This is a genomic window from Blastococcus deserti, assembly GCF_042682525.1.
Classification (GTDB): Bacteria; Actinomycetota; Actinomycetes; order Mycobacteriales; family Geodermatophilaceae; genus Blastococcus_B; species Blastococcus_B deserti.
The window spans coordinates 623,110-645,647 of record NZ_JBHUHP010000001.1 but is presented as its reverse complement, the minus strand read 5'-3'; the positions used below and the strand labels follow the sequence as shown (position 1 = coordinate 645,647).

General features: G+C 73.2%; 21 protein-coding genes. 2 read left to right on the top strand and 19 right to left on the bottom strand.

All coding sequences use genetic code 11. The features are described 5' to 3' along the window. Positions 1-5 precede the first annotated feature (5 nt). The 19 genes from ACFSHS_RS03135 to argS all read right to left on the bottom strand — a co-directional run bounded on the left by ACFSHS_RS03135 (position 6) and on the right by argS (position 20,941). A complete protein-coding gene (locus ACFSHS_RS03135; protein WP_376871581.1) occupies positions 6-977 on the bottom strand; it encodes a F0F1 ATP synthase subunit gamma in 972 nt (323 codons plus the stop codon). Between the two features lie 3 nt (positions 978-980). Then, a complete protein-coding gene (gene atpA, locus ACFSHS_RS03130) occupies positions 981-2,618 on the bottom strand; it encodes a F0F1 ATP synthase subunit alpha (RefSeq protein WP_376871578.1) in 1,638 nt (545 codons plus the stop codon). Positions 2,619-2,676: 58 nt separating this feature from the next. After that, entirely contained in the window at positions 2,677-3,549 is an 873-nt protein-coding gene (locus tag ACFSHS_RS03125) for a F0F1 ATP synthase subunit delta (RefSeq protein ID WP_376871576.1), read from the bottom strand. Next, positions 3,549-4,112 (bottom strand): F0F1 ATP synthase subunit B, encoded by a 564-nt coding sequence (locus ACFSHS_RS03120; RefSeq protein WP_376871574.1) that lies wholly within the window; start codon positions 4,110-4,112, stop codon positions 3,549-3,551. Before ACFSHS_RS03120 ends, ACFSHS_RS03125 begins: the two co-directional genes overlap by 1 nt. Before the next feature lie 49 nt (positions 4,113-4,161). Next, a complete protein-coding gene (gene atpE, locus ACFSHS_RS03115; RefSeq protein WP_014742489.1) occupies positions 4,162-4,389 on the bottom strand; it encodes an ATP synthase F0 subunit C in 228 nt (75 codons plus the stop codon). A 93-nt stretch (positions 4,390-4,482) separates the two neighbouring features. Continuing rightward, the gene (gene atpB / locus ACFSHS_RS03110) at positions 4,483-5,313 is read right to left on the bottom strand and encodes a F0F1 ATP synthase subunit A (protein ID WP_376871571.1); all 831 of its coding nucleotides are present in this window, start codon (positions 5,311-5,313) and stop codon (positions 4,483-4,485) included. A 334-nt stretch (positions 5,314-5,647) separates the two neighbouring features. After that, positions 5,648-6,136, bottom strand: a complete 489-nt coding sequence (locus ACFSHS_RS03105; protein ID WP_376871569.1) for a hypothetical protein — start codon at positions 6,134-6,136, stop codon at positions 5,648-5,650. Beyond that, positions 6,133-7,386, bottom strand: a complete 1,254-nt coding sequence (locus ACFSHS_RS03100) for a glycosyltransferase family 4 protein (RefSeq protein WP_376871567.1) — start codon at positions 7,384-7,386, stop codon at positions 6,133-6,135. Before ACFSHS_RS03100 ends, ACFSHS_RS03105 begins: the two co-directional genes overlap by 4 nt. A gap of 4 nt (positions 7,387-7,390) precedes the next feature. Further along, positions 7,391-8,668 (bottom strand): serine hydroxymethyltransferase, encoded by a 1,278-nt coding sequence (locus ACFSHS_RS03095; RefSeq protein ID WP_376871565.1) that lies wholly within the window; start codon positions 8,666-8,668, stop codon positions 7,391-7,393. A gap of 168 nt (positions 8,669-8,836) precedes the next feature. Continuing rightward, positions 8,837-9,478 carry an L-threonylcarbamoyladenylate synthase gene (locus ACFSHS_RS03090; protein ID WP_376871563.1) on the bottom strand — a complete coding sequence of 214 codons (642 nt, stop codon included), beginning with the start codon at positions 9,476-9,478 and terminating at the stop codon, positions 8,837-8,839. 89 nt (positions 9,479-9,567) lie between these two features. After that, the gene (gene prmC / locus ACFSHS_RS03085) at positions 9,568-10,413 is read right to left on the bottom strand and encodes a peptide chain release factor N(5)-glutamine methyltransferase (protein ID WP_376871779.1); all 846 of its coding nucleotides are present in this window, start codon (positions 10,411-10,413) and stop codon (positions 9,568-9,570) included. An 11-nt stretch (positions 10,414-10,424) separates the two neighbouring features. Continuing rightward, a complete protein-coding gene (prfA, locus tag ACFSHS_RS03080) occupies positions 10,425-11,489 on the bottom strand; it encodes a peptide chain release factor 1 (protein ID WP_376871561.1) in 1,065 nt (354 codons plus the stop codon). 117 nt (positions 11,490-11,606) lie between these two features. Then, positions 11,607-11,837 (bottom strand): 50S ribosomal protein L31, encoded by a 231-nt coding sequence (gene rpmE / locus ACFSHS_RS03075; protein WP_376871559.1) that lies wholly within the window; start codon positions 11,835-11,837, stop codon positions 11,607-11,609. A 181-nt stretch (positions 11,838-12,018) separates the two neighbouring features. Continuing rightward, positions 12,019-14,151: a transcription termination factor Rho gene (rho, locus tag ACFSHS_RS03070; protein WP_376871557.1), complete on the bottom strand. Its 2,133-nt coding sequence runs from the start codon at positions 14,149-14,151 to the stop codon at positions 12,019-12,021. A gap of 245 nt (positions 14,152-14,396) precedes the next feature. Then, positions 14,397-15,425, bottom strand: a complete 1,029-nt coding sequence (thrB, locus tag ACFSHS_RS03065; protein ID WP_376871554.1) for a homoserine kinase — start codon at positions 15,423-15,425, stop codon at positions 14,397-14,399. Continuing rightward, positions 15,422-16,501, bottom strand: a complete 1,080-nt coding sequence (thrC, locus tag ACFSHS_RS03060) for a threonine synthase (RefSeq protein ID WP_376871551.1) — start codon at positions 16,499-16,501, stop codon at positions 15,422-15,424. Before thrC ends, thrB begins: the two co-directional genes overlap by 4 nt. Next, on the bottom strand, positions 16,498-17,793 hold the full coding sequence (locus ACFSHS_RS03055; protein ID WP_376871549.1) for a homoserine dehydrogenase: 1,296 nt from the start codon (positions 17,791-17,793) through the stop codon (positions 16,498-16,500). Before ACFSHS_RS03055 ends, thrC begins: the two co-directional genes overlap by 4 nt. Next, the gene (gene lysA, locus ACFSHS_RS03050; RefSeq protein WP_376871547.1) at positions 17,790-19,283 is read right to left on the bottom strand and encodes a diaminopimelate decarboxylase; all 1,494 of its coding nucleotides are present in this window, start codon (positions 19,281-19,283) and stop codon (positions 17,790-17,792) included. The genes ACFSHS_RS03055 and lysA overlap by 4 nt, the downstream gene beginning before the upstream one ends. Beyond that, a complete protein-coding gene (gene argS / locus ACFSHS_RS03045; protein ID WP_376871544.1) occupies positions 19,280-20,941 on the bottom strand; it encodes an arginine--tRNA ligase in 1,662 nt (553 codons plus the stop codon). The genes lysA and argS overlap by 4 nt, the downstream gene beginning before the upstream one ends. Positions 20,942-21,101: 160 nt before the next feature. Here argS and ACFSHS_RS03040 point away from each other — a divergent pair, with 160 nt between their 5' ends. Both ACFSHS_RS03040 and ACFSHS_RS03035 read left to right on the top strand, forming a co-directional pair. Further along, a complete protein-coding gene (locus ACFSHS_RS03040; RefSeq protein ID WP_376871542.1) occupies positions 21,102-21,833 on the top strand; it encodes a DUF3105 domain-containing protein in 732 nt (243 codons plus the stop codon). Next, a complete protein-coding gene (locus tag ACFSHS_RS03035; RefSeq protein ID WP_376871540.1) occupies positions 21,830-22,504 on the top strand; it encodes a DUF305 domain-containing protein in 675 nt (224 codons plus the stop codon). The genes ACFSHS_RS03040 and ACFSHS_RS03035 overlap by 4 nt, the downstream gene beginning before the upstream one ends. Positions 22,505-22,538: the final 34 nt, after the last annotated feature.

Below are 22,538 nucleotides of genomic sequence, written 5' to 3'. Positions count from 1 at the left end.
GGCGGTCAGTCGTCGGCACCGGCCGAGACCAGCGCGTCGGCGCCGCCGACGATCTCGCTGATCTCCTGGGTGATCTCGGCCTGGCGGGCCTGGTTGGCCTGCCGGGACAGGTTCTTCGCCAGCTCCTCGGCGTTGTCCGAGGCCGACTTCATCGCCCGCCGGCGCGAGGCGGACTCGGACGCGGCCGCCTCCAGCATCGCGGCGTAGATGCGGGTGGTGACGTACTTCGGCAGCAGCGCGTCGAGCAGCCCCTCGGCCGAGGGCTCGAACTCGTACGAGGTCGGGACGCCGCTGTCGCCGGTGGTGCCGGCCTCGCGTTCCTCCCGCTCGTAGTCGAACTCCTCGACCTCCTCGACCTCCAGCGGAGCCATCCGCTTGGCGACCGGGACCTGCGAGAGCAGCGACCGGAACTCGGTGTAGACGATGTGCAGTTCGTCCACGCCCAGGATCCCGTCGGCTCCCGCGCCGCCGTCCTCGTCGTCCTCACCGGCGGTGAAGGCGTCGATGAGGACGCGACCCACCTCCTGGGCGTTGACGTAGCCGGGCTGCTCGGAGAAGCCGGTGAACGTCTGCTGCATCTCGCGATGGCGGAAGGAGTAGTAGGTCTCCCCCTTCCGGCCCACCACGTACAGCAGCGGCTCCTTGCCCTCCTGCCGCAGCAGGGCGAGCAGTTCCTCGGTTCGCCGCAGCACGTTGACGTTGTACGAGCCGGCGAATCCGCGGTCGGAGGTGATCACCAGGACCGCCGCGCGGCGCGGGTTCTGCCGCTCGGTGAGCAGTGGGTGGTCCAGCGACGCCGACGACGCCAGCGCCGACAGCACGCGGGTGATCTCCCGGGCGTAGGGCTTGGACGCCTCCACCCGGGCCTGGGCGCGCACGATGCGGGCACCGGCGATCAGCTCCTGCGCCGAGAAGATCTTCTTCGTCGACTGCGTGGAACGGATGCGGCGCCGCAGCGCGCGGAGAGAGGCGGCCATGGGTCAGCCGGCCCGCTTGACCTGGACACGCTCCTGGCCGCGCTCCGAGGCGTCCATGGCCTCGGCCTCCGGCTCGTTCACCGCCAGGGTCTCCCCCTCGGAGGTGGTGAACTGGCCGTAGAACGTCTCGACCGCCCGCTCCAGGCTGGATACGGCGTCGTCCCCCAGAACCTTGCTCTGGCGGATCTCGTCGTAGATGCCGTTCTCGCCGCGGCCGACGAAGTCGAGGAACTCCGCCTCGAACCGCCGGACGTCGCCGACCGGCACGCGGTCGAGCTTGCCCGTGGTGCCCAGCCACAGCGCCACGACCTCCCGCTCGACCGGGAACGGCGAGTACTGGCCCTGCTTGAGCAGCTCGACCAGCCGCTGCCCGCGGTCGAGGGTCGCCCGGCTCGAGGCGTCGAGGTCGGAGGAGAAGGAGGCGAACGCCTCGAGCTCGCGGTACTGCGCGAGGTCCAGCCGGAGCCGGCCGGCGACCGACCGCATCGCCTTGATCTGGGCGGAGCCGCCGACGCGGGACACCGAGATGCCGACGTTGATGGCCGGGCGGACTCCGGAGTTGAACAGGCCGGTCTCGAGGAAGATCTGCCCGTCGGTGATGGAGATGACGTTGGTCGGGATGTAGGCCGAGACGTCGTTGCCCTTGGTCTCGACGATCGGCAGCCCCGTCATGGAGCCGCCGCCGAGCTCGTCGGAGAGCTTGGCGCAGCGCTCCAGCAGCCGGGAGTGGAGGTAGAAGACGTCACCCGGGTAGGCCTCGCGGCCCGGCGGGCGGCGCAGGAGCAGCGAGACCGCGCGGTAGGCCTCGGCCTGGCGGGACAGGTCGTCGAACACGATGAGGACGTGCTTGCCCTCGTACATCCAGTGCTGGCCGATCGCCGAGCCGGTGTAGGGGGCGATGTACTTCACGCCGGCCGCTTCGGACGCGGGCGCGGCGACGATGGTCGTGTACTCCAGCGCGCCGGCGTCCTCGAGGGCAGCGCGGATGGAGGCGATGGTCGAGCCCTTCTGGCCCACCGCGACGTAGATGCAGCGGACCTGCTGCTTCGGGTCGCCGGTGGCCCAGGCCTCCCGCTGGTTGATGATCGTGTCGATCGCGATCGCGGTGCGGCCGGTCTGGCGGTCTCCGATGATCAGCTGGCGCTGACCACGGCCGATCGGGGTCATGGCGTCGATCGCCTTGATCCCGGTCTGCAGCGGCTCCTTGACCGACTGCCGCTGGACCACCGTGGGAGCCTGCAGCTCGAGGGCGCGCCGGCCGGTGGTGGCGATGGGGCCACCGCCGTCGATGGGGTTGCCCAGCGAGTCGACGACGCGGCCGAGGTAGCCGTCGCCGACCGGTACGGAGAGCACCTCGCCGGTGCGCCGCACCTGCTGGCCCTCCTCGATGCCGGCGAAGTCACCCAGGACGACGACACCGATCTCGCGGACGTCGAGGTTCAGGGCCAGACCGCGGACGCCGCTCTCGAACTCGAGCAGCTCGTTGGTCATGACCGAGGGCAGGCCCTCGACGCGGGCGATGCCGTCACCGGCCTCGGTGACCGTGCCCACCTCCTCGCGGGAGATGTCGGGGCTGAACTCGGTGACGTAGCTCTGGATGGCACTGCGGATCTCGTCCGCGGAGATCGTCAGCTCGGCCATGGTCTGGGTCCTCTTCCCTGCGGGGTGGTGTCTGGGGTGGGTCGGTCGGTGGGGGCGGTCAGCCGGCCAGTCGCCGTTCGGCGGTTTCCAGGCGGTGGGCGATGCTGCCGTCGATGACCTCGTCGCCCACCTGGACGATCAGGCCGCCGAGCACGCTCGGGTCCACGGTGACCTGCAACCCGATGGTGCGGCCGTAGAGCCGGCCGAGCACCTCGGCCAGCCGCTGTTCCTGCGCGGCTGTGAGGGCCACCGCGGTGGTCACCCGGGCCACGGACCGGCCGCGGCGCCGGCTGGCGGCCTCGGAGAGGTGCTCGATCGCGTTCTCCGCGCTGCCCACGTGCGGGCCGGTGAGCACGTTGCGCAGCAGCTGCTCCGTGACCGGGCTGACCCGACCCGACAGCAGGCGGTCCAGGAGCGCCCTCCTGCCCTCCGCCGGCGCCTTGCGATCACCCAGGATGCGGGCCAGCTCCCGATCACCGGCGACGATACGCCCGAACCGGAACAGCTCGTCCTCGACGCCGTCGAGCTCGCCACGCGCGTCCGCCGCGTCCAGCGACGCCTCGGTCGCCAGGGTCATGAAGGCGTCCACCAGGTCGACCGGCCGCGACCAGCGCTGTCGGGCGACCGTCTCGACGAGGTCGAGCGCGGTGGCCGACAGCCGCGAGGCGAACAGTCGCCGGGCCAGGGCCGCACGGTCCTCCGGGCGCCCGGCCGGGTCCGACAGCGCACGGCGCAGCGACAGCTGACCGTCCAGCAGCCGGGCGACGGCGAACAGCTCGTCGGCCAGCGCGAGCATCTCCGGGCCCGTCGCGGCGCGGGCCTGACCGGTCAGCCGGTCCTTGGCCTTCTCCAGGACGCCGGAGGCAGGACGGGTGAGTTCGTCGAGGCGCGCCCGCACCTCGACGAGCGCCGCCCGGCTGGAGGCCTCCATCAGCGGGTGCCCTTGCGCGCGCCGACGGCGCCGTCACCGGACGCCGTCAGGCTGTCGAGCTCGGCGAGGAAGCGGTCGACCGTGCCGCTGCGCCGGGCATCGTCGGCGAGGGACTCGCCCACGACCTGGCCGGCCAGCTGGACGGCGAGCGTGCCGATCTGCCCGCGCAGCTCGTTGACGACCTGCTGCCGCGCGCTGGCCAGCTGCTCCTCGCCACGGGCCACGATGCGCGCCGACTCCTCCCGTGCCTGGGCCCGCAGCTCCTCGAGGATCTGCTGACCCTCGGCGCGGGCCTGGTCGCGGATCTGCGCGGCCTCGTTGCGTGCCTCCGCCAGCTGCGCGCGGTACTGCTCCAGCGCCGCCTGCGCCTCCGCCTGCATCGCCTCGGCCCGCTCGATGCCGCCCTCGATCGCCGCACGGCGGGCCTGGAAGACCTGCTCGAACCGCGGTGCCACGAACCTCGCGAACACGAGGAGGACGATCCCGAACGCGATCAGCCCGATGATGATCTCGCCCACGGGCGGGATCAGCGGGTTGTGTTCCTCAGCGGCGAGGATGCTCATGCTGTCACTGTCCCTGTCTCAGTGTCGGTGCCCGTACCGGACGTACGGATCAGGTGCCGAAGACGAAGGGGACGACGAAGCCGATCAGCGCGAGCGCCTCCGAGAGGGCGAACCCCAGGAAGGCGTAGGTACGCGTCAGCCCCGCGGACTCGGGCTGCCGGGCGGTGGCCTGGATGTAGGCCGCCCAGACGATGCCCACACCGATGCCGGGGCCGATCGCTGCCAGGCCGTAGCCGACCGAGCCAATGCTGCCGGTCAGTTCTGCCAGAACGTCCATTACGGGGTATTCCTCCTCTGTCGTCGCCCGGCGGCTGCCGGGCGGCTGGCGGGGTGGTGCGGTTCGTGGGGTGCTGCGACGCGGTGCTCGGACTCAGTGCTCGGCTTCGATCGACCCGTTGAGGTAGGTCCCCATCAGCACGGTGAAGACGTACGCCTGCAGGAAGATGACCAGCAGCTCGAAGAAGGTCATCAGGATGGCCATGAGCGCCGAGACCGGCCCGAAGACGATCGAGAAGTTGTCCCGGCTGAACAGGTAGACGGCGCCGAGCGAGAACACCACCAGCAGCATGTGGCCGGCGAACATGTTCGCGAAGAGCCGGACTGCGAGGGTGAACGGCCGGACGATGAAGTTCTGCAGGATCTCGATCGGGGTCACCAGGATGTACATGAGCTTCGGGACGCCCGGCAGGAACAGGATGTCCTTGAAGTAGCGGCCGACCCCCTGCTCCCGGATGCCGACCCAGATGTAGATGACCCAGCAGATCATCGCCAGGACCAGCGGGAACGCGAACTTCGACATCGGGGAGATCTGCGCGAACGGGATGATCGAGAGCATGTTGTTCGCGAGGATGAAGAAGAACAGCGCGGCCAGGAACGGCGCGAACGGCAGGCCCCGGGGACCCACGACGTCCCGCGCGATCCCGTCGCGGACCAGCGAGTAGCCGCTCTCCGCGACGAACTGGAGCTTGCCGGGCACGATCTGCGGCTTGCGCACCGCCGCCACCATGAGAGCCAGCATCACCAGCGTCGCGATCCACAGCCAGACCGTGATCCGGGTGATCTCGAACCCGACGCCGAGGACCGAGAACGTGACCAGGGGCTCGGGGTAGAACTCACCCAACCCGGGGGCCTGGAAGCCGTCACCGCCGCCGCCTTCGGCGGCAGCGAGCACGTTTCCTAGCGCGAGGGCGCTGGAGGTCACCGTTGTCCCTTCTGCGTCCTGGGTCGGCTCCGTCGTCCGCCCGCGGGCTGTCCTGCTGTGCGCCGGCCCGACGGGTCAGCGCTGCCGTACCGGGCGACCACCAGGTAGATGGCCGCCGCCATGCCGAGGATGATGCCGACCGGGAAGAACACTCGCACGTCCAGCCACCGGTCTAGCAGCCACCCGGCCCCACCCCACACGGCCATCCCGGAGATCATGGTTCCGATGACGGCATAGCCGGTCTCGGCACCACTGCCCCGCCGGGACGGATTCGCAGGTGGGGGCCTGGAGTCCCCGCCAGGGGGGAGGTCCTCGGCCATCGATCCGGACACTATCAGCCGCGTTTCCGCGGGGTTTCCGGGTCCGTCGACGGAGCGCCGCCCGCCCCGGGCGGCGCGGGCGGCGGCACGTAGTAGAGCTGCCGGGTCCAGACCCACCGCAGGTGCACCCCGCTCCAGAGCAGCGCCCCGGCCACGACCGTCCACGCGAGCGTCCGCCGGTCCAGCCAGCCGTGCTCCGGCAGCGCGTTGAGCACGCCGAAGAGCACGACCGCCTTGACGAAGAACATGCCCAATGCCGCCGGCAGGGTGAAGGTGTCGTCGATCCGGCCGGCCCAGGCGATGACCAGCCCGGAGGTGACGAAGAAGGCGGTGACGACGGCCGCCCCGACGAGCACCCCCAGCGCGTCGCCCCATCCGCCGAGCAGGCCGGTGACGGCAGCGCCGATCCCTGCCGCGGCGACGGTGACCAGGGCGCCGACGCGCAGGAACGAGAGGTCCCAGGGGGCGTCGCTGCGCGGCGCCCGCGGCGCGGCGGCGGTCACCGCAGCACCTCCCGGGCGCCGGCGGTCCGCTGCTCGGGCTGGGCCCGCGGCGCCTGCGCGGCGGCCCGCAGCCGCTGCGCGCGGGCGGTGGGGTGCTCGGCCCGGCTGCGCTCGCGCTGGGCGGCCAGCTCCGCCGCCCGCGCCTCGCGCGCCGCCTGGCGGGCCCGCGGGCTGAGCACGACCACGACCCCGACCACGAGCAGGACGGCGATGGCGACGAGCAGCTCCGCGCGGCCACCGGTGATCGACAGGCCGACCGCGCCGAAGGACAGCAGCGCCGCCCAGAAGTACATGACGAGCACCGCACGGCGGTGCGAGTGCCCGATCGAGAGCAGCCGGTGATGCAGGTGCATCTTGTCCGGCGAGAACGGCGACTGGCCCTTGCGGGTGCGCCGCACGACCGCCATCAGCAGGTCGACGAAGGGGATGAACAGGACCGCGATCGGCACGAGCAGGGGCAGCGCGAGCGGCAGCAGGCTGGCGGCGGTGTCGAAGGTCTGCGGGTCCACTCCCCCCGTCGCGGTCACCGCGGCGGCCGACAGCATCAGGCCGACCAGCATCGAGCCCGAGTCGCCCATGAAGATGCGGGCCGGGCTGAAGTTGTGCGGCAGGAAGCCCAGGCAGGCACCGGCCAGGACCGCGGTGATCAGCGCGGGAGCGCTCGCCACGTCGTCGTAACCGCTGAGCGACAGGTTGTAGCTGTAGGCGAAGAAGGCCAGCGCCGCGATGGCCGAGACACCCGCGGCCAGGCCGTCGAGGCCGTCGATGAAGTTCAGCGCGTTCACCGTCGCGACGGTGAGCACGATCGTCAGCGGCACGCCGATGTCGGGGCCGAGGGAGATCGTGCCGATGTCGGCCACCGGCAGGAACAGGAAGGCCAGCTGCACGCCGAGCAGCACCATGACGCCGGCCGCGGCGATCTGCCCGGTCAGCTTGGTCAGCGCGTCGAGACCCCACCGGTCGTCGATGACCCCGAGGAGGCAGATCAGGCCGCCGGCGACCAGGACGGCGATGGTCTGGGAGTCGTCGAACGTCCGCTGCAGCGCCGGCAGCCGGGTGGCCACCAGAACGGCGGCCGCCACGCCGAGGTACATGGCGACGCCGCCGCCGCGCGGAGTGGGGATGACGTGCACGTCGCGCTCGCGGGGCGCGGCCATCATCCGCGCCCGGACGGCGAGCATCCGCACCACCGGCGTGGTCAGGAAGGTGACCAGCGCGGCGGTGAGGAGGACGACGGCGTACTCGCGCATGCGCTCAGCCGGCCCGGGCGGGATCCGGGTACGCCGGATGCGCCCCGACCAGCTCGCGCACACCCGCGGCCACGTCGGCCGTGCGGCTGCCGTCGTGGTCCCGGATGGCGCTGCCGATGAGGGAGGCGATCCTCTTCATGTCGGACTCGACCATGCCCTGGGTGGTGACCGCGGGGCTGCCGACCCGGATGCCGGAGGCGACCGAGGCCGGCTGCGGGTCGAACGGGATCGCGTTCTTGTTCAGCACGATCCCCGCGGCGTCGCAGCGCCGCTCGGCATCCGCCCCGGTGACCCCCGTGTCCCGCAGGTCGAGCAGGGCCAGGTGGGTGTCGGTCCCCCCGGCGACCGGGCGCAGACCCTCGGCGGCCAGGCCCTCGGTGAGCGCCTGCGCGTTGGCGACGACCTGCCGGGCGTAGGCCCGGTACTCCGGCTGCAGGCACTCCTTGAGGTTCACCGCCTTGGCGGCGACGGCGTGCATGAGCGGGCCGCCCTGCATCATCGGGAACACCGCCTTGTCGATCGCCTTGGCGTGCTCGGCCCTGCAGACGATCGCCCCGCCGCGGGGGCCACGCAGCACCTTGTGCGTCGTGAACGTGACGACGTCGGCGTAGGGCACCGGGCTGGGGATCGCCTGGCCGGCGACCAGACCGATGAAGTGCGCGGCGTCCACCATGAGCAGGGCGCCGACCTCGTCGGCGATCTCCCGGAACGCGGCGAAGTCGATCAGCCGCGGGATCGCCGAGCCGCCGCAGACGACCAGCTTCGGGCGGTGCGTGCGGGCCAGGTCGCGCACCTGGTCGTAGTCGATGTGCTCGGTGTCCGCGCGGACGCCGTACTGCACCGCGTCGAACCACTTGCCGGAGAAGGACACCTTCGTGCCGTGGGTCAGGTGACCACCGTGGGGCAGCGCCATGCCGAGCAGCGTGTCGCCCGGCTGCAGGAACGCGCCGTACGCCGCCAGGTTCGCGCTGGCCCCCGAGTGCGGCTGCAGATTGACGTGCTCGGCGCCGAAGAGCTCCTTGCCCCGGGCGATGCCGATCTCCTCGGCGCGGTCCACCACCTCGCAGCCGCCGTAGTACCGGCGCCCCGGATAGCCCTCGGCGTACTTGTTCGACAGCGTGCTGCCCAGCGCGGCGAGCACCGCGGGGCTGGTGAAGTTCTCGCTGGCGATCAGCTGCAGCCCGCCGCGCAGGCGATCCAGCTCGTCGACGACGACCCCGGCGATGTCCGGATCGAGGGCGGCCAGGGCGTCGAGGTCCGGGCCCCAGTAGGGCGTGCTCATCTCGAGGTGCTCCAGACGGCTCGGGGCGGCGGTCGTCCCACTATGACATTGCAGCCCTTCCTGGCTGCACCGCGACCACGTGCCGCGTCCGTTGCGCTGAGCCTTGCGTCGCACCTGCGCGGAACCCTCCGGGCCCCACTCGGCGCGACCCGGCGTCCCGTGCTCCGCTCAGTCCTCGATGTCGGAGACCACGTCGCGGAGGCGGTCCACGGGCAGGGCACCCACCCGCAGCACCCGCGGGACCGGCCCGGTGCAGTCGACCATGGTGCTCGCCGCCAAGCCCTCCCGGGGACCGCCGTCGAGCACGACCGCCGCGTGGTCGCCGAGCTGCTCGACGGCCTGCCCGGCCGTCGTCGCCGCCGGCCGGCCGGAGCGGTTGGCGCTGGAGACCGCGAGCGGCCCGGTGCGGCGCAGCAGGTCGCGGGCGACCTCGTCGTCGGGGAGCCGCACGGCCACGGTGCCCTCGGCGTCGCCGAGGTCCCAGGCCAGGGACGGCGCGTGCTCGAGCACCAGGGTGAGCCCGCCGGGCCAGAACGCCTGGGCCAGGTCGTGGGCGGCCGGCGGCAGGTCGACGACCAGACCGGCCAGGGTGGACGCCTCACCGATCAGGACCGGGACGGGCATCGTGCGGCCGCGGTTCTTCGCGGCCAGCAGCCGGGTGACGGCGGCCGGCGTGAACGCGTCGGCCGCGACGCCGTAGACCGTGTCGGTGGGCAGCAGCACCAGCTCGCCGCGGGCGATGGCCGCGGCCGCGGCGTCGAGGCCCGCGGCGCGGGCGGCGGGGTCGGAGCAGTCGAAGACGTCGGGCACGGAGGGCGAGTCTGTCACCCCCGTTCCGGCGCCGGCCGTGCTCCCCGGCCGTGTGGCGGCCGTCCAGGCCGGCGGAACACCCGGCCCGGTCACCCGTCGGCGCGCCGGGCGGTGGTGAACCGGGGGCGACCGGCGAGGTCGGCATGGTCGGCCACGTCGGCGAAGCCGCCGTGCGCACGGACGAGCGCGGGCAGGGAGCCGCCCTGCTGATCGGCGTGCTCGATGCCCAGCCAGCCGCCCGGACGCAGCAGCCGGGCGGCGGTGACCAGCAGGCCGCGCACCACGTCGAGTCCGTCGGGCCCGCCCCACAGCGCCAGCGGCGGGTCGTGGTCGGCGACCTCGCGGGGAACCCGGGCTCCGTCGGGCACGTACGGCGGATTGGAGACGACGAGGTCCACGGCGCCGTCCAGGTCCCGCAGGAGCCCGGGGTCGGTCATGTCGCCCCCGACCACCCGCACCGGGGTGTCGCCGGCGGCGGCCCGGGTGGTGGCGTTGTGCCGCGTCCACTCGATCGCACCGGCGTCCCGCTCGACGGCGACCACCCGCGCGCCGGGGTGCTCGTGCGCGATGGAGAGGGCGAGGGCGCCGGACCCGGCCCCCAGGTCGACGACGACGGGCTCCCGCGCGCCGGCCAGGCGCTCCATCGCCCACCCGGCCAGCTGCTCCGTCTCCGGCCGCGGGACGAAGACCCCGGGCCCGACCGCCAGCTCGAGGAACCGGAAGGGCGCGCGCCCCGTGAGGTGCTGCAGCGGCACGCGGTCGGCCCGCTGGGCCAGCAGCGCCTCGAAGCGGACGGCGTCGTCGCCGGTGACCTCGTCGAGCACGAGCAGCCGGCTGCGGGGCACGCCGACGACGGCGGCCAGGAGGAGCTCGGCGTCCACCCGTGGCGACTCGACCCCGGCGTCGGCCAGCCGGCGTGCGGCCTCGCCGAGCAGCGTCCGGACGTTCAGGAGCCGGCCGCCAGCTGCTCGGCGGTGTGCGCGCTGACGAGGGCGTCGATGACGCCGTCCAGGTCGCCGTCGAGCACCTGGTCGAGGTTGTGCGCCTTGTAGCCCACCCGGTGGTCGGCGATCCGGTTCTCCGGGAAGTTGTAGGTGCGCACCCGCTCGCTGCGGTCCATCGTCCGCACCTGGCTGCGCCGCTGATCGCTGGCGGCGGCCGCGGCCTCCTCGCGAGCGGCGGCCAGCAGCCGCGACCGGAGCACGCGCAGCGCCGACTCCCGGTTCTGCAGCTGGCTCTTCTCGTTCTGCGAGCTGACCACGATGCCGCTGGGCAGGTGGGTGATCCGGACGGCGGAGTCGGTGGTGTTCACGCTCTGCCCCCCGGGGCCCGACGAGCGGAAGACGTCGATGCGCAGGTCGTTCGGGTCGACGGTGACGTCCACCTCCTCGGCCTCGGGCAGCACCAGGACGCCCGCCGCCGAGGTGTGGATCCGGCCCTGCGACTCGGTGACGGGCACCCGCTGGACGCGGTGCACCCCGCCCTCGAACTTCAGCCGGGACCAGATGCCCTCGTCGGTGCGCGACTTGATCGCAACCGCCACGTCCTTGTAACCGCCCAGCTCGGCCTCGACGGCGTCGAGGATCTCGGTGGCCCAGCCGCGGCGCTCGGCGTAGCGCAGGTACATGCGCAGCAGGTCACCGGCGAACAGCGCCGACTCGGCGCCGCCCTCCCCCGCCTTGATCTCGAGGATGACGTCCTTGTCGTCGTCGGGGTCACGGGGCAGGAGTTGCTCGCGCAGGCGGGCGCCGAGCTCTTCCACCTGCCGTTCCAGGCTCGCCGCCTCGGCGGCGAAGGAGACGTCCTCGCCGGCCAGCTCGCGAGCGGTCGACAGGTCGCCGCGCGCCTGGTCCAGGGCTCGGGCGGTCTCGACCAGGGGTGCCAGCTGGGCGTAGCGGCGGCCCAGCCGGCGGGCGCGGGACTGGTCCGCGTGCACCGCGGGGTCGGCGAGCTCGCGCTCGAGGGAGGCGTGCTCGTCGAGCAGGACCGACAGCCGGTCGGGGGCGCTCATGGGGAGTCACCTCGGGTATCGAAGGCCGATGCGGCCACGTGGTCCGGAGGACCGCAGCCGGACATGACGACGGCGCCCGCCCCACCGCGAGGGTGGGAGCGGGCGCCGTCGGACGTGCTACTTGTCGGCGGAAGCGCCGGCAGCGCGCTTGCCGAACCGCTTCTCGAAGCGGGCGACGCGGCCACCGGTGTCCAGGATGCGCTGCTTGCCGGTGTAGAAGGGGTGGCAGGCCGAGCAGGTCTCGACGGTCAGGTGACCGTTCGGCGCCGTGCTCCGGGTGGTGAACGTGTTGCCGCAGCCACAGGTCACGGTGGTGACGTTGTAGGCCGGGTGGATGTCGGGCTTCATATCGCCTCTTCTGCGGAATTCGCTGTCGTTCGGGTTCTGCAACGCCGGCGGCCGGCCGATATTCCGGCCGCCGCGGGGCTCGGCCGACCAGTCTCCCAGATCGGCCGGGAGGTGCTGGAACGGCCCCCGTCCAGGGCCCCACCCTGAGCGTGCGAAGGGTGGGGAGGACGGGGGTCCTTCCTCAGTCGTTGCCCGGGCCCAGCGTCGTCTTCTGGATCTGCATGAGGAACTCGACGTTGTTGCGTGTCTTCTTCAGCTTGTCCAGCAGGAGCTCGAGCGCCTGCTGCGGCTCGAGCGCGGCGAGCACCCGGCGCAGCTTGATGACGATCGCCAGCTCGTCGGCGTTCATCAGGATCTCTTCCTTGCGGGTGCCCGACGCGTTCACGTCGACCGCCGGGAAGACCCGCTTGTCCGCCAGCCGGCGGTCGAGCTTGATCTCGGCGTTACCGGTCCCCTTGAACTCCTCGAAGATCACCGTGTCCATCGTGGAGCCGGTCTCGACCAGCGCCGAGGCGATGATCGTGAGCGAGCCCCCGTTCTCGATGTTGCGGGCGGCGCCGAGGAAGCGCTTGGGCGGGTACAGCGCGGTCGAGTCGACCCCACCGGAGAGGATGCGCCCGCTGGCGGGGGCCGCCAGGTTGTAGGCGCGACCCAGGCGGGTGATCGAGTCCAGCAGGACGACGACGTCGTGGCCCATCTCGACCAGGCGCTTGGCCCGCTCGATGGAGAGCTCGGCCACGGTCGTGTGGTCCGACGGCGGCCGGTCGAAGGTCGAGGCGATGACCTCGCCCTTCACCGAGCGCTGCATGTCGGTGACCTCCTCGGGCCGCTCGTCGACCAGGACGACCATGAGGTGGCACTCGGGGTTGTTCGTGGTGATCGCGTTGGCGATCGCCTGCAGCACCATCGTCTTGCCGGCCTTGGGCGGGCTGACGATCAGCGCGCGCTGCCCCTTGCCGATCGGCATGACCAGGTCGATGACCCGGGTGGTCAGCTGGTGCGGCTCGGTCTCCAGCCGCAGCCGCTGCTGCGGGTAGAGCGGGGTCAGCTTGGTGAACTCGGGGCGCTGCTTGGCCTGCTCGGGCTCCAGCCCGTTCACCGTGTCGAGGCGGACCAGTGCGTTGTACTTGTCCTTGCGCTCGCCGTCGCGCGGCTGGCGGACGGCGCCGGTGACGGCGTCACCGCGGCGCAGGCCGTAGCGGCGCACCTGCGACAGCGAGACGTAGACGTCGTTGGGGCCGGTCAGGTAACCCGACGTCCGCACGAACGCGTAGTTCTCGAGCACGTCCAGGATGCCCGCGACGGGCAGCAGGACGTCGTCCTCGCTGACGGTCGGCTCGGCCTGGTCGAACCGGTCGCGGCCCCCGCCGTTGCCGCCGCGGCGGTTGCGGTCCCGGTAACGGCGCCCGCGGCGGCCGCGGCCGCCCTCGAAGTCGTCGTCGTCCTCGTCGTTGCGGTCGTTGGTCGACCGGCCGTCGGTGCGGTTGTCCGGCCGGCCGGCGCGGTCGGCGCGGTCCGGCCGGTCACCGCGGTCGGGACCGCGATTGCCGTCGCGGTTGGCGTCGCGGGGACCGCCGTCACGGTTGCCGTCGCGGTCGCCGCGGGTGCGGTTGCGCTCGCCGCGGTCGCGGTTCCGCTGGGGGCGGTCGCCCTCGGTGCGCTGCTCGCCGTCGACGGGCACGGTGTCGGCGGGCACGGTGTCGGCGGGCACGGTGTCGGCGGGCACGGTGTCGGCGGGCGCGGTGTCGGCGGGCGCGGTGTCGGTGCGCGGGGTGCCGGTGGGCGGGGTCTCGGTGCCGGTCTCGGTTGCGGAATCGTTGGCCGGGACCCGGTCGGCCGCCGGCGACTCGACCGACGGGGAGCCGGCCGGGCGGCTCGCGCCGCGGCGGGACCGGGTCGGGCGGGTGCCCTCGGGGCGCTGCTCGGTGGCACCGGTCAGCGGGCCGCCGTTCGCGCCACCGCTGACCGGAGCCTCGAGCGGAGCGGAGGACGCGGCGATGCCGCGCGACGCCGGGGCGCCTTCGGCAGCGCCCGGGCCCTGGGCCGGGGCGCCGGTGGCGGGCGCGTCGCCCGCTCCGGGACCCGCCCCTACCTGGCGCGCCGAGATGGCGGCGACGAGGTCGCTCTTGCGCATCCGTCCGGTACCGGAGATGCCCAGTTCGCCGGCGAGCCGCTGCAGCTCGGGCAGCAGCATCCCCGACAGTCCGTTGCCGCGGCGACGGGTGCTCCCCGTCGTCCCAGAAGCGGCAGTCGCCTCGGCCGCACCGGCAGCGTCCTGCGTACCGGTCGCGGCGAGGTCGGTGGTTTCACTCACGTACAGGTCCTTCCCTGCTGTGACCTGCGCCCTATCGGCGCAGGGGTCTCCCGGTCCCTGGAGGTCCGGCCCGGAGGCGGGAACGCACGAGGGAACGGGTCGAGAAATTGCGAGGCGGATCTGCGGCGAAGAGAGATCGTCTGCTTCGGCCTCGCGCGAGGCTCGCCCGAGGTGGGCGGCTACGCCGTGAGCCTAGACGCAGCTCACGGCCTGGACAACACCGGTGGGTACCGGTGTGTTCCTCGTTACCGAGACGAGACCTGAGAGTTCCCGTGCCCCACGCGCGCCCCATCGGCGTCCACGTCCAGCGGGAGCACCGTCCACCCGGGCGGGGCGGCCCGGCGGACCGCCTGCAGGTCCGCCTCCGCCGGGACGGACGACGAGCCGGCGGGCGCCACCGCCAGGACCAGCACGCTGGGGCCGGCGCCGGAGACGACCGCCGGCAGGCCCTGCTCGCGGAGCCGGTCGACGAGGGCCAGGGACTCCGGCATGGCCGCGCCGCGCTGCCGCTGGTGCAGCCGGTCCTCGGTCGCGTCCAGGAGGAGCGAGGGCTCCCGGGTGAGCGCCTGGACCAGCAGCGCCGCGCGGCCGGCGGCATGGGCGGCGTCGCCGTGCGGTACGACGTCGGGCAGCAGCCCGCGGGCCACGTGCGTGGACAGCGTGCCCGGCGGCACGAGCACGACGGGGGCGACGGACGGGTCGACCTCCAGCCGCGTCGCGCGGGCGCCCTGCGGTGTCATCCAGGACAGCGTCGCGCCACCCAGCAGGCACGGCGCGACGTTGTCGGGATGCCCCTCGAGTTCCGTCGTGAGCCGGAGGACGGCGTCGCGGTCGACCTCCCCGACGTCGGGACACAGCGCCCACGCACCGACGACCCCGGCGACGACCGCAGCGGCGGAGGAACCCATCCCCCGCCCCTGCGGGATGCCGTTGTGCGCACTCACCCGGAGTCCGGGGGGCGCCCAGCCCAGCTCGTCGCAGGCCGCCCGGAACGCGCGCACGACCAGGTGCGACTCGTCGGCGGGCAGCTCACCCGCGCCGATCCCGGAGACCTCCACCGCCAGACCCGTCCCGGCCGGGGTGAACTCCAGCACGTCGTGGCAGGTCAGCGCCAGGCCGGCGCAGTCGAAGGCCGGCCCCAGGTTGGCGCTGGTCGCCGGCACGCGCACCCGCACCGCCGCGGCCGGTCCTCCGCCGGCTCCCGCCGCGAGCCTCCCCGTGGCGGGCAGCGGGAGGTCGCTCGCCGAGCGGAGGGCGGGACGCGCTGCGCTCATAGCCCGAGCTGGGCGGCGGCCGCGGCGGCGTCGACCGGGACCGTCATGGGCGCGGGGGCGCCGGAGATCGCCCACTCCGGGTCCTTGAGCCCGTTGCCCGTCACCGTGCAGACCACCCGCTGACCCGGCTCCAGCTCACCGGCGGCCGCCACCTGGAGCAGGCCGGCGACCGACGCGGCCGAGGCCGGCTCGACGAAGACGGCCTCGCTGCGGGCCAGCAGCCGGTACGCGGCCAGGATCTCGCGGTCGGTCACGGCGTCGATGCGGCCGCCGGACTCGTCGCGGGCCGCGAGCGCCTTGGTCCAGGAGGCCGGGTTGCCGATGCGGATCGCCGTGGCGATCGTGCTCGGCTGCTCCACGACCTTCCCGGTCACGATCGGCGCCGCGCCGGCTGCCTGGAAACCCCACATGCGCGGCGTCCGGGTGGCGGTGCCGTCGGCCGCGTACTCGCGGTAGCCCTGCCAGTAGGCGGTGATGTTGCCGGCGTTGCCCACCGGCAGGCAGTGGATGTCGGGAGAGTCCCCCAGGACGTCGACGATCTCGAACGACGCGGTCTTCTGGCCCTCGATGCGGAACTGGTTGACGCTGTTGACCAGGCTGACCGGGTAGTCGATGGCGAGCTTGCTGGCCAGGGCCAGGCAGTCGTCGAAGTTGCCCTCGACCTGCAGCAATTGCGCCCCGTGCACCAGCGCCTGGGCCAGCTTGCCCATGGCGATCTTCCCCTGGGGCACGAGCACGGCACAGGTGATCCCGGCCCGGGCGGCGTAGGCCGCGGCGCTCGCGCTGGTGTTCCCGGTCGAGGCGCAGATGACCGCCTTCGACCCCTCCTCGACGGCCTTGGTGATCGCCATCGTCATGCCGCGGTCCTTGAAGGAGCCGGTGGGGTTGGCGCCCTCGACCTTGAGGTAGACCTCGCACCCCGTCCGGCGGGACAGCTCCGGGGCGGGCACCAGCGGGGTGGCGCCCTCGTGCAGCGTCACGACCGGCGTGTCGTCGCCGACCGGCAGACGCGACCGGTAGGCCTCGATGAGCCCGGGCCATCCCGGCGAGACGACTCCCCGGACACCTGCACTCATGACAACCCCTCCACGCGCAGCACGCTGGTGACGCCCCGGACGGCGGGCATGTCCCGCAGCGCGGCGATGGTGGCAGACAGCGCGGCGTCGGGGGCGCTGTGGGTGACGATGACGAGCGTCGCGGCGTCACCGTGCCCGTCCTGGCGGACGGTGGCGATGCTGACCTCGTGCCGGGCGAACTCGTGCGCGACGGTCGCGAGGACACCCGGCTTGTCGGCCACGTCGAGGCTCACGTGGTAGCGGGTCGGGGTGTCGGCGATCGGCCGGACGGCCAGGTTGGCGTACCCCGTCGGCCCCTGCCCGGAGGCCCCGGCCAGCCGGTTGCGCGCGACGGCGACGAGGTCACCGAGGACGGCGCTGGCGGTCGGCTCGCCGCCCGCTCCCTGGCCGTAGAACATCAGCTGCCCGGCGGCCTCGGCCTCGACGAAGACGGCGTTGAACGCCCCGCCGACCGATGCCAGCGGGTGCGACGTCGGGATCATCGCCGGGTGGACCCGCACCGCGACCGAGTCGCCGTCCCCGTTCCCGTTGCCGACGCGCTCGCAGATCGCCAGCAGCTTGACCGTGCAGCCGATCTCGGCGGCGCGCGCGACGTCGGTCGCCGACACCGCCGAGATGCCCTCGCGGTACACGTCGGCGGCCGCCACCGGGGTGTGGAAGGCCAGGGACGCGAGGATCGCGGCCTTGGCCGCCGCGTCGAACCCGTCGACGTCGGCGGTGGGATCGGCCTCGGCGTAGCCGAGGTCGGTGGCCTCCGCGAGCGCCTCGGCGAAGCCGGCGCCGGTCTCGGCCATGCGGGACAGGATGTAGTTCGTCGTCCCGTTCACGATGCCCACGACCCGGCGCAGCTGGTCGCCGGCGAGGGACTCGCGCAGCGGGCGCAGCAGCGGGATCGCGCCGGCGACCGCGGCCTCGTAGTAGAGGTCGACCCCGGCCTTCGCGGCGGCGGCGTGCAGCTGCGGGCCGTCGTCGGCGAGCAGCGCCTTGTTGGCGCTGACCACCGACTTGCCGGCCTCGAACGCGGCCAGGAGCAGGGTCCGGGCGGGCTCGATGCCGCCGATGACCTCGACGACGAGATCGACGTCGTCGCGGGTGACCAGCGCCTCCGCGTCGGTGGTGAGCAGGTGCGCCGGGACGTCGGGGTGGTGGTCCGGGCGGCGCACCGCGATCCCGACCACCTGCACGGGCCGGCCGACGCGGGCGGTGAGGTCGTCGGCCTGCTCGGAGATCAGCCGCAGGACGGCGCTGCCGACGGTTCCGCAGCCGAGCAGGGCGACCTTGAGCGGCTTCACGAGCGGGCTCCCACGGGATGCTCGGGCGCCGGCTGGGACGGCGCCGGGGAGGGGGCCGGCGTCCCGGCGAGGACGGCGTCGAGGGCGAACACGTCCGACAGTGTCTGACGGCGGACGATCTCGGTGGCCGCACCGTCCCGCACGGCGACCACGGGCGGCTTGAGCAGGTAGTTGTAGTTGCTGGCCATCGACCAGCAGTAGGCGCCGGTGGCGGCGACGGCCAGGAGGTCCCCCGCCTGCACGTCCGAGGGCAGCCACAGGTCGCGGACGAGGATGTCGCCGCTCTCGCAGTGCTTGCCGACCACGCGGCACAGGGCCGGAGGGGCCTGGGAGGTGCGGTTGGCCAGGACGCAGGTGTAGGCCGCGTCGTAGAGGGCGGTGCGGATGTTGTCGCTCATCCCGCCGTCGACCGAGACGTAGTTGCGCACCAGGGGTGCGCCCGGCGTGCCGCTGGCGCCCAGGCGCACCGGCTTGATGGTGCCGATCTCGTAGATCGTCACGGTTCCCGGCCCGGCGATGGCCCGGCCGGGCTCCACCGCCAGACGCGGCACGTGCAGGCCCAGCTGGGCGCACTCCGCAGCGATGACCGCGCGGAGCCTGCCCGCGACGTCGTGCGGGCTGACGGGGTCGTCCTCGGGGAGGTAGGCGATGCCGAAGCCGCCGCCGAGGTTGAGCTCGCCGAGCATCTCCCCCGTCGCCTGGTGCACCTGACCCAGCAGGCCGACCACCCGGTGCGCCGCCGCCTCGAACCCGGCGGTGTCGAAGATCTGCGAGCCGATGTGGCTGTGCAGGCCGGCCAGGTGCAGGGCCGGCTCGCGGATCACGCGCACGGCGGCGGTCAGTGCGTCGCCGGTCGCCAGCGAGAAGCCGAACTTCTGGTCCTCGTGCGCGGTGGCGATGAACTCGTGGGTGTGGGCCTCGATGCCGACGGTCGCGCGGATCAGCACCGGGACCGGGCTGCCACCGGCGGCGACCCGCGCGGCGGCCAGCGGCACCAGCCGGTCGATCTCGTCGAAGGAGTCGACGACGACGCGCCCGATGCCGGCGTCCACGGCCAGCCGCAGCTCGACCAGGGACTTGTTGTTGCCGTGCAGGGCTATCCGCTCGGCGGGAAAGCCGGCGGCCAGCGCCAGGGACAGCTCGTTGCCGCTGCACGCGTCGAGGTGCAGGCCGTCGTCGGCGATCCAGCGGGCCACCTGCCCGCAGAGGAACGCCTTGGAGGCGTAGTGCACGTCCGCGTCGGAGAACGCGCTCGCGAAGTCCGCCGCCCGGCCGCGGAAGTCGCCCTCGTCCAGGACGAACAACGGGGTGCCGTGCTCGCGGGCCAGCTCCGTCACCGGACGCCCGCCCAGGTGCAGCTCGCCGTCGATCCGCTCGGCCGACCGCGGCCAGACGTGGGGATCGAGGGCGCCCAGCTCCGCCGGCGGCGGGCCCGCGGCCGTCGGTGGCGAGATGTTCCCGTGCAGCGGACCCGCCGGGTGCGCCCTCACATCCGCTCCGGTGCGGACACGCCGAGCACGTCCAGCCCGTTGCGCAGCACCGTGGCGGTGGCTGCGCACAACCACAGCCGCGCGGTGTTGAGGGCCGTCGGCTCCTCGTCGCCGCGGGGCAGGACCCGGCAGGTGTCGTAGAAGCGGTGGTATGTGCCGGCCAGCTCCTCCAGGTACCGCGCCACCCGGTGCGGCGCCCGCAGCTCGGCCGCGGCGCTCAGCACGCGGGGGAACTCGCCGATCGCCCGCAGCAGGTCGCTCTCGCGCTCGTGCGCCAGCAGGCCCACGTCGACGTCGCCGGCCCCTCCGAGGGCGAGGCCCAGGTCGGCGGCGTTGCGCAGGACGGAGGAGATCCGGGCGTGCGCGTACTGCACGTAGAAGACCGGGTTGTCGTTGGTGCGCCGGCTCCACAGGTCGACGTCGATGTCGATCTGCTGGTCGACCGACGCCCGCGCGAGGGCGTAGCGGGCGGCGTCCACGCCGATCGCATCGACCAGGTCCGCGAGCAGCACGATCGTGCCGGCTCGCTTGCTCATCCGGACCGGCTCCCCGGCCCGGAGCAGGTTGACCAGCTGGCCGATGAGGATCTCGAGGTGCTCCCCGGGGTCGTCACCGGTGGCGGCGACGAGCGCCTTGTACCGGCCGACGTAGCCGGAGTGGTCGGCGCCGAGCATGATCACCACCCGGTCGAAGCCGCGGGCGCGCTTGTCGAGGTAGTACGCGCAGTCGGAGGCGAAGTAGGTCGTCTCGCCGTCGGCCTTGACCAGGACCCGGTCCTTGTCGTCGCCGAAGTCCGTCGTCCGGAGCCAGACGGCACCGTCGGACTCGTAGACGTGCCCCTGCTCGCGGAGCCGGGCCAGCGCCTTCTCCACCGCGCCCGTCTCGTACAGCGACTGCTCGCTGAACCAGACGTCGAAGTCGACGCCGAAGTCCTCCATCGAACGGCGGATCTCGGCGAGCATCAGCGCGACACCGCGGTCGCGGAAGACCTGCCGCTGCTCGTCGTCGTCCCGCTCGCGCACGTCGGGCACCTCGGCGACGACCGAGGCGGCGATGTCGGCGATGTAGGTGCCGCCGTAACCGTCCTCGGGCACCGGCTGCCCGTTCGCCGCCGCCTGGAGGCTGCGGGCGAAGCGGTCGATCTGGGCGCCGGCGTCGTTGATGTAGTACTCACGGGTCACGTCGGCGCCGCTGGCCTCCAGCAGGCGCCCGATGGCGTCGCCGACCGCGGCCCAGCGGCTGCCGCCGATGTGCACCGGTCCGGTCGGGTTGGCCGAGACGAACTCGAGGTTGAGCTTCTGCCCCGCCAGGACGGCGGTGCGCCCGTACCCGGCGCCGGCCGTCACGGCCTGCACGGCGATCTGCCCGAGCGCACCCTCGGCGAGGGTGATGTTGAGGAAGCCGGGGCCGGCCACGTCGACGGCGGCGATCCCCGGCTGGGCGGCGAGATCGGTGGCGAGCAGATCGGCGACCTCGCGCGGCGGCCGCCCGGCGGCCTTGGCCAGCCGGAGGGCGACGTTGGTGGCGTAGTCGCCGTGCGCCCGGTTCTTCGGTCGCTCGACGAGAACGTCCTCGGGCACCTCGACCGCGAGCGCGCCGCGGTCGACGGCCGCGGCCACGGCGGTCCGGACGACGTTCCGCAACTGCTCTGGTGTCACCGGACGAGCGTACTGACCGGGCGCGGTGGCCCCGCCGGCCCGCCTCGCCCCAGGAGTCCCGTGCTCCCAGGGATCACCCAGGGAGCCGACCTAGACTCGCTCGGCGACGGGCCGTCGGCGTCCCGCCCCCTACCCCAGCACCCAGCATCGAGGAGAGGCCTTGGCCAGGAACCGCACGCCCGCGAGCGGAAGCAGCCGGGCTGCCGGGAAGAGCGGTTCAGCCGGGAGGAGCAGCTCGGGCGGCAAGGGCGGGCGCACCCGGCCGCCCGCCAACGTCGTCGCACCGCAGCGGCCCTGGGGCCTCATCGCCGCGGCACTGGCCGTGGTCGTGTTCGCGGCCGCCGTCATCACCTACGCGGTGGTCCAGGTCAACCGGTCCAACGAGAACGAGGTCGAGGCGGTCGACGAGATCGACGGCGTCCAGACGTTCGACTACCCGGCCGGCCAGGAGCACGTGACGACCCCGGTGGACTACACCGAGTCGCCGCCCGTCGGTGGTCCGCACGCCCCGCCGCCGGACTGGGCCGACTGCACGGGCACGGTCTACGACGTCGACATCCGGCACGAGAACGCGGTCCACAGCCTCGAGCACGGCGCCGTCTGGATCACCTACGACCCCGAGGCGCTGTCCGAGGAGGAGATCGCCACGCTGGCCGAACTCGTCGAGGGCGAGCCCGGCCGGATGCTCTCGCCGTACGAGGGCCTCGACTCACCGATCAGCATCCAGTCCTGGGGCCACCAGCTGAAGGTCGACAGCGCCGACGACGTGCGGCTGCAGCAGTTCGCCGACTTCCTCACGTTCAACAGCGAGTTCACCCCCGAACCCGGGGCGAGCTGCGAGAACCCGGCCTTCGCCGCGAACCCGGTGGTGGCCGACCCCGCCGCGTCATGAGCGATCCCGTCGACCGCGGGAGCCGGCTGCGGACGGTGCTGATCGCGGTCATCGCCGTCGGCCTCGTGCTCGTGGGCGGGGGTCTCGCCGTGGCCCTGGGTCTCGGCCGCGCCGAGGTCCCGACGGCCGAGACGGTGGACGCCGGCTTCTCGCGTGACATGGCGCGCCACCACCTGCAGGGCGTGGAGATGGCCAACCTCGCGCTCGACCGGAGCGAGGACCCGGCCGTCCGGGGGCTGGCCTTCGACATCTCGGCGACCCAGACCAACCAGACCGGCCGGATGCAGGGCTGGCTCTCCCTCTGGGGCATCCCGTTCACCGGCGGGCAGCCCATGGCGTGGATGGGCGACGGTGGCCACAGCGGGCACGACATGGACGTGGAGATGGACATGGAGATGGACATGGACGGCCTGATGCCGGGCATGGCGACCGAGGAGGAACTCGCCGAGCTGCGGAGCCTGTCCGGCAGCGCGTTCGACGTCGAGTTCCTCCGGCTGATGATCCGGCACCACCAGGGCGGCGAGGAGATGGCCGAGTACGCCGCCGAGCACGCCGGGCTGGCGGTGGTCCGTGACCTCGCGGAGACCATCGTGGAGTCCCAGTCGGCGGAGACCGCGCTGATGAGCGAGATGCTGACGGCCCGCGGCGGAACGCCGCTCCCGGCCCCCTGAGGGCCTCCCACCGGGCCGCCGGACGTGGCTGGTA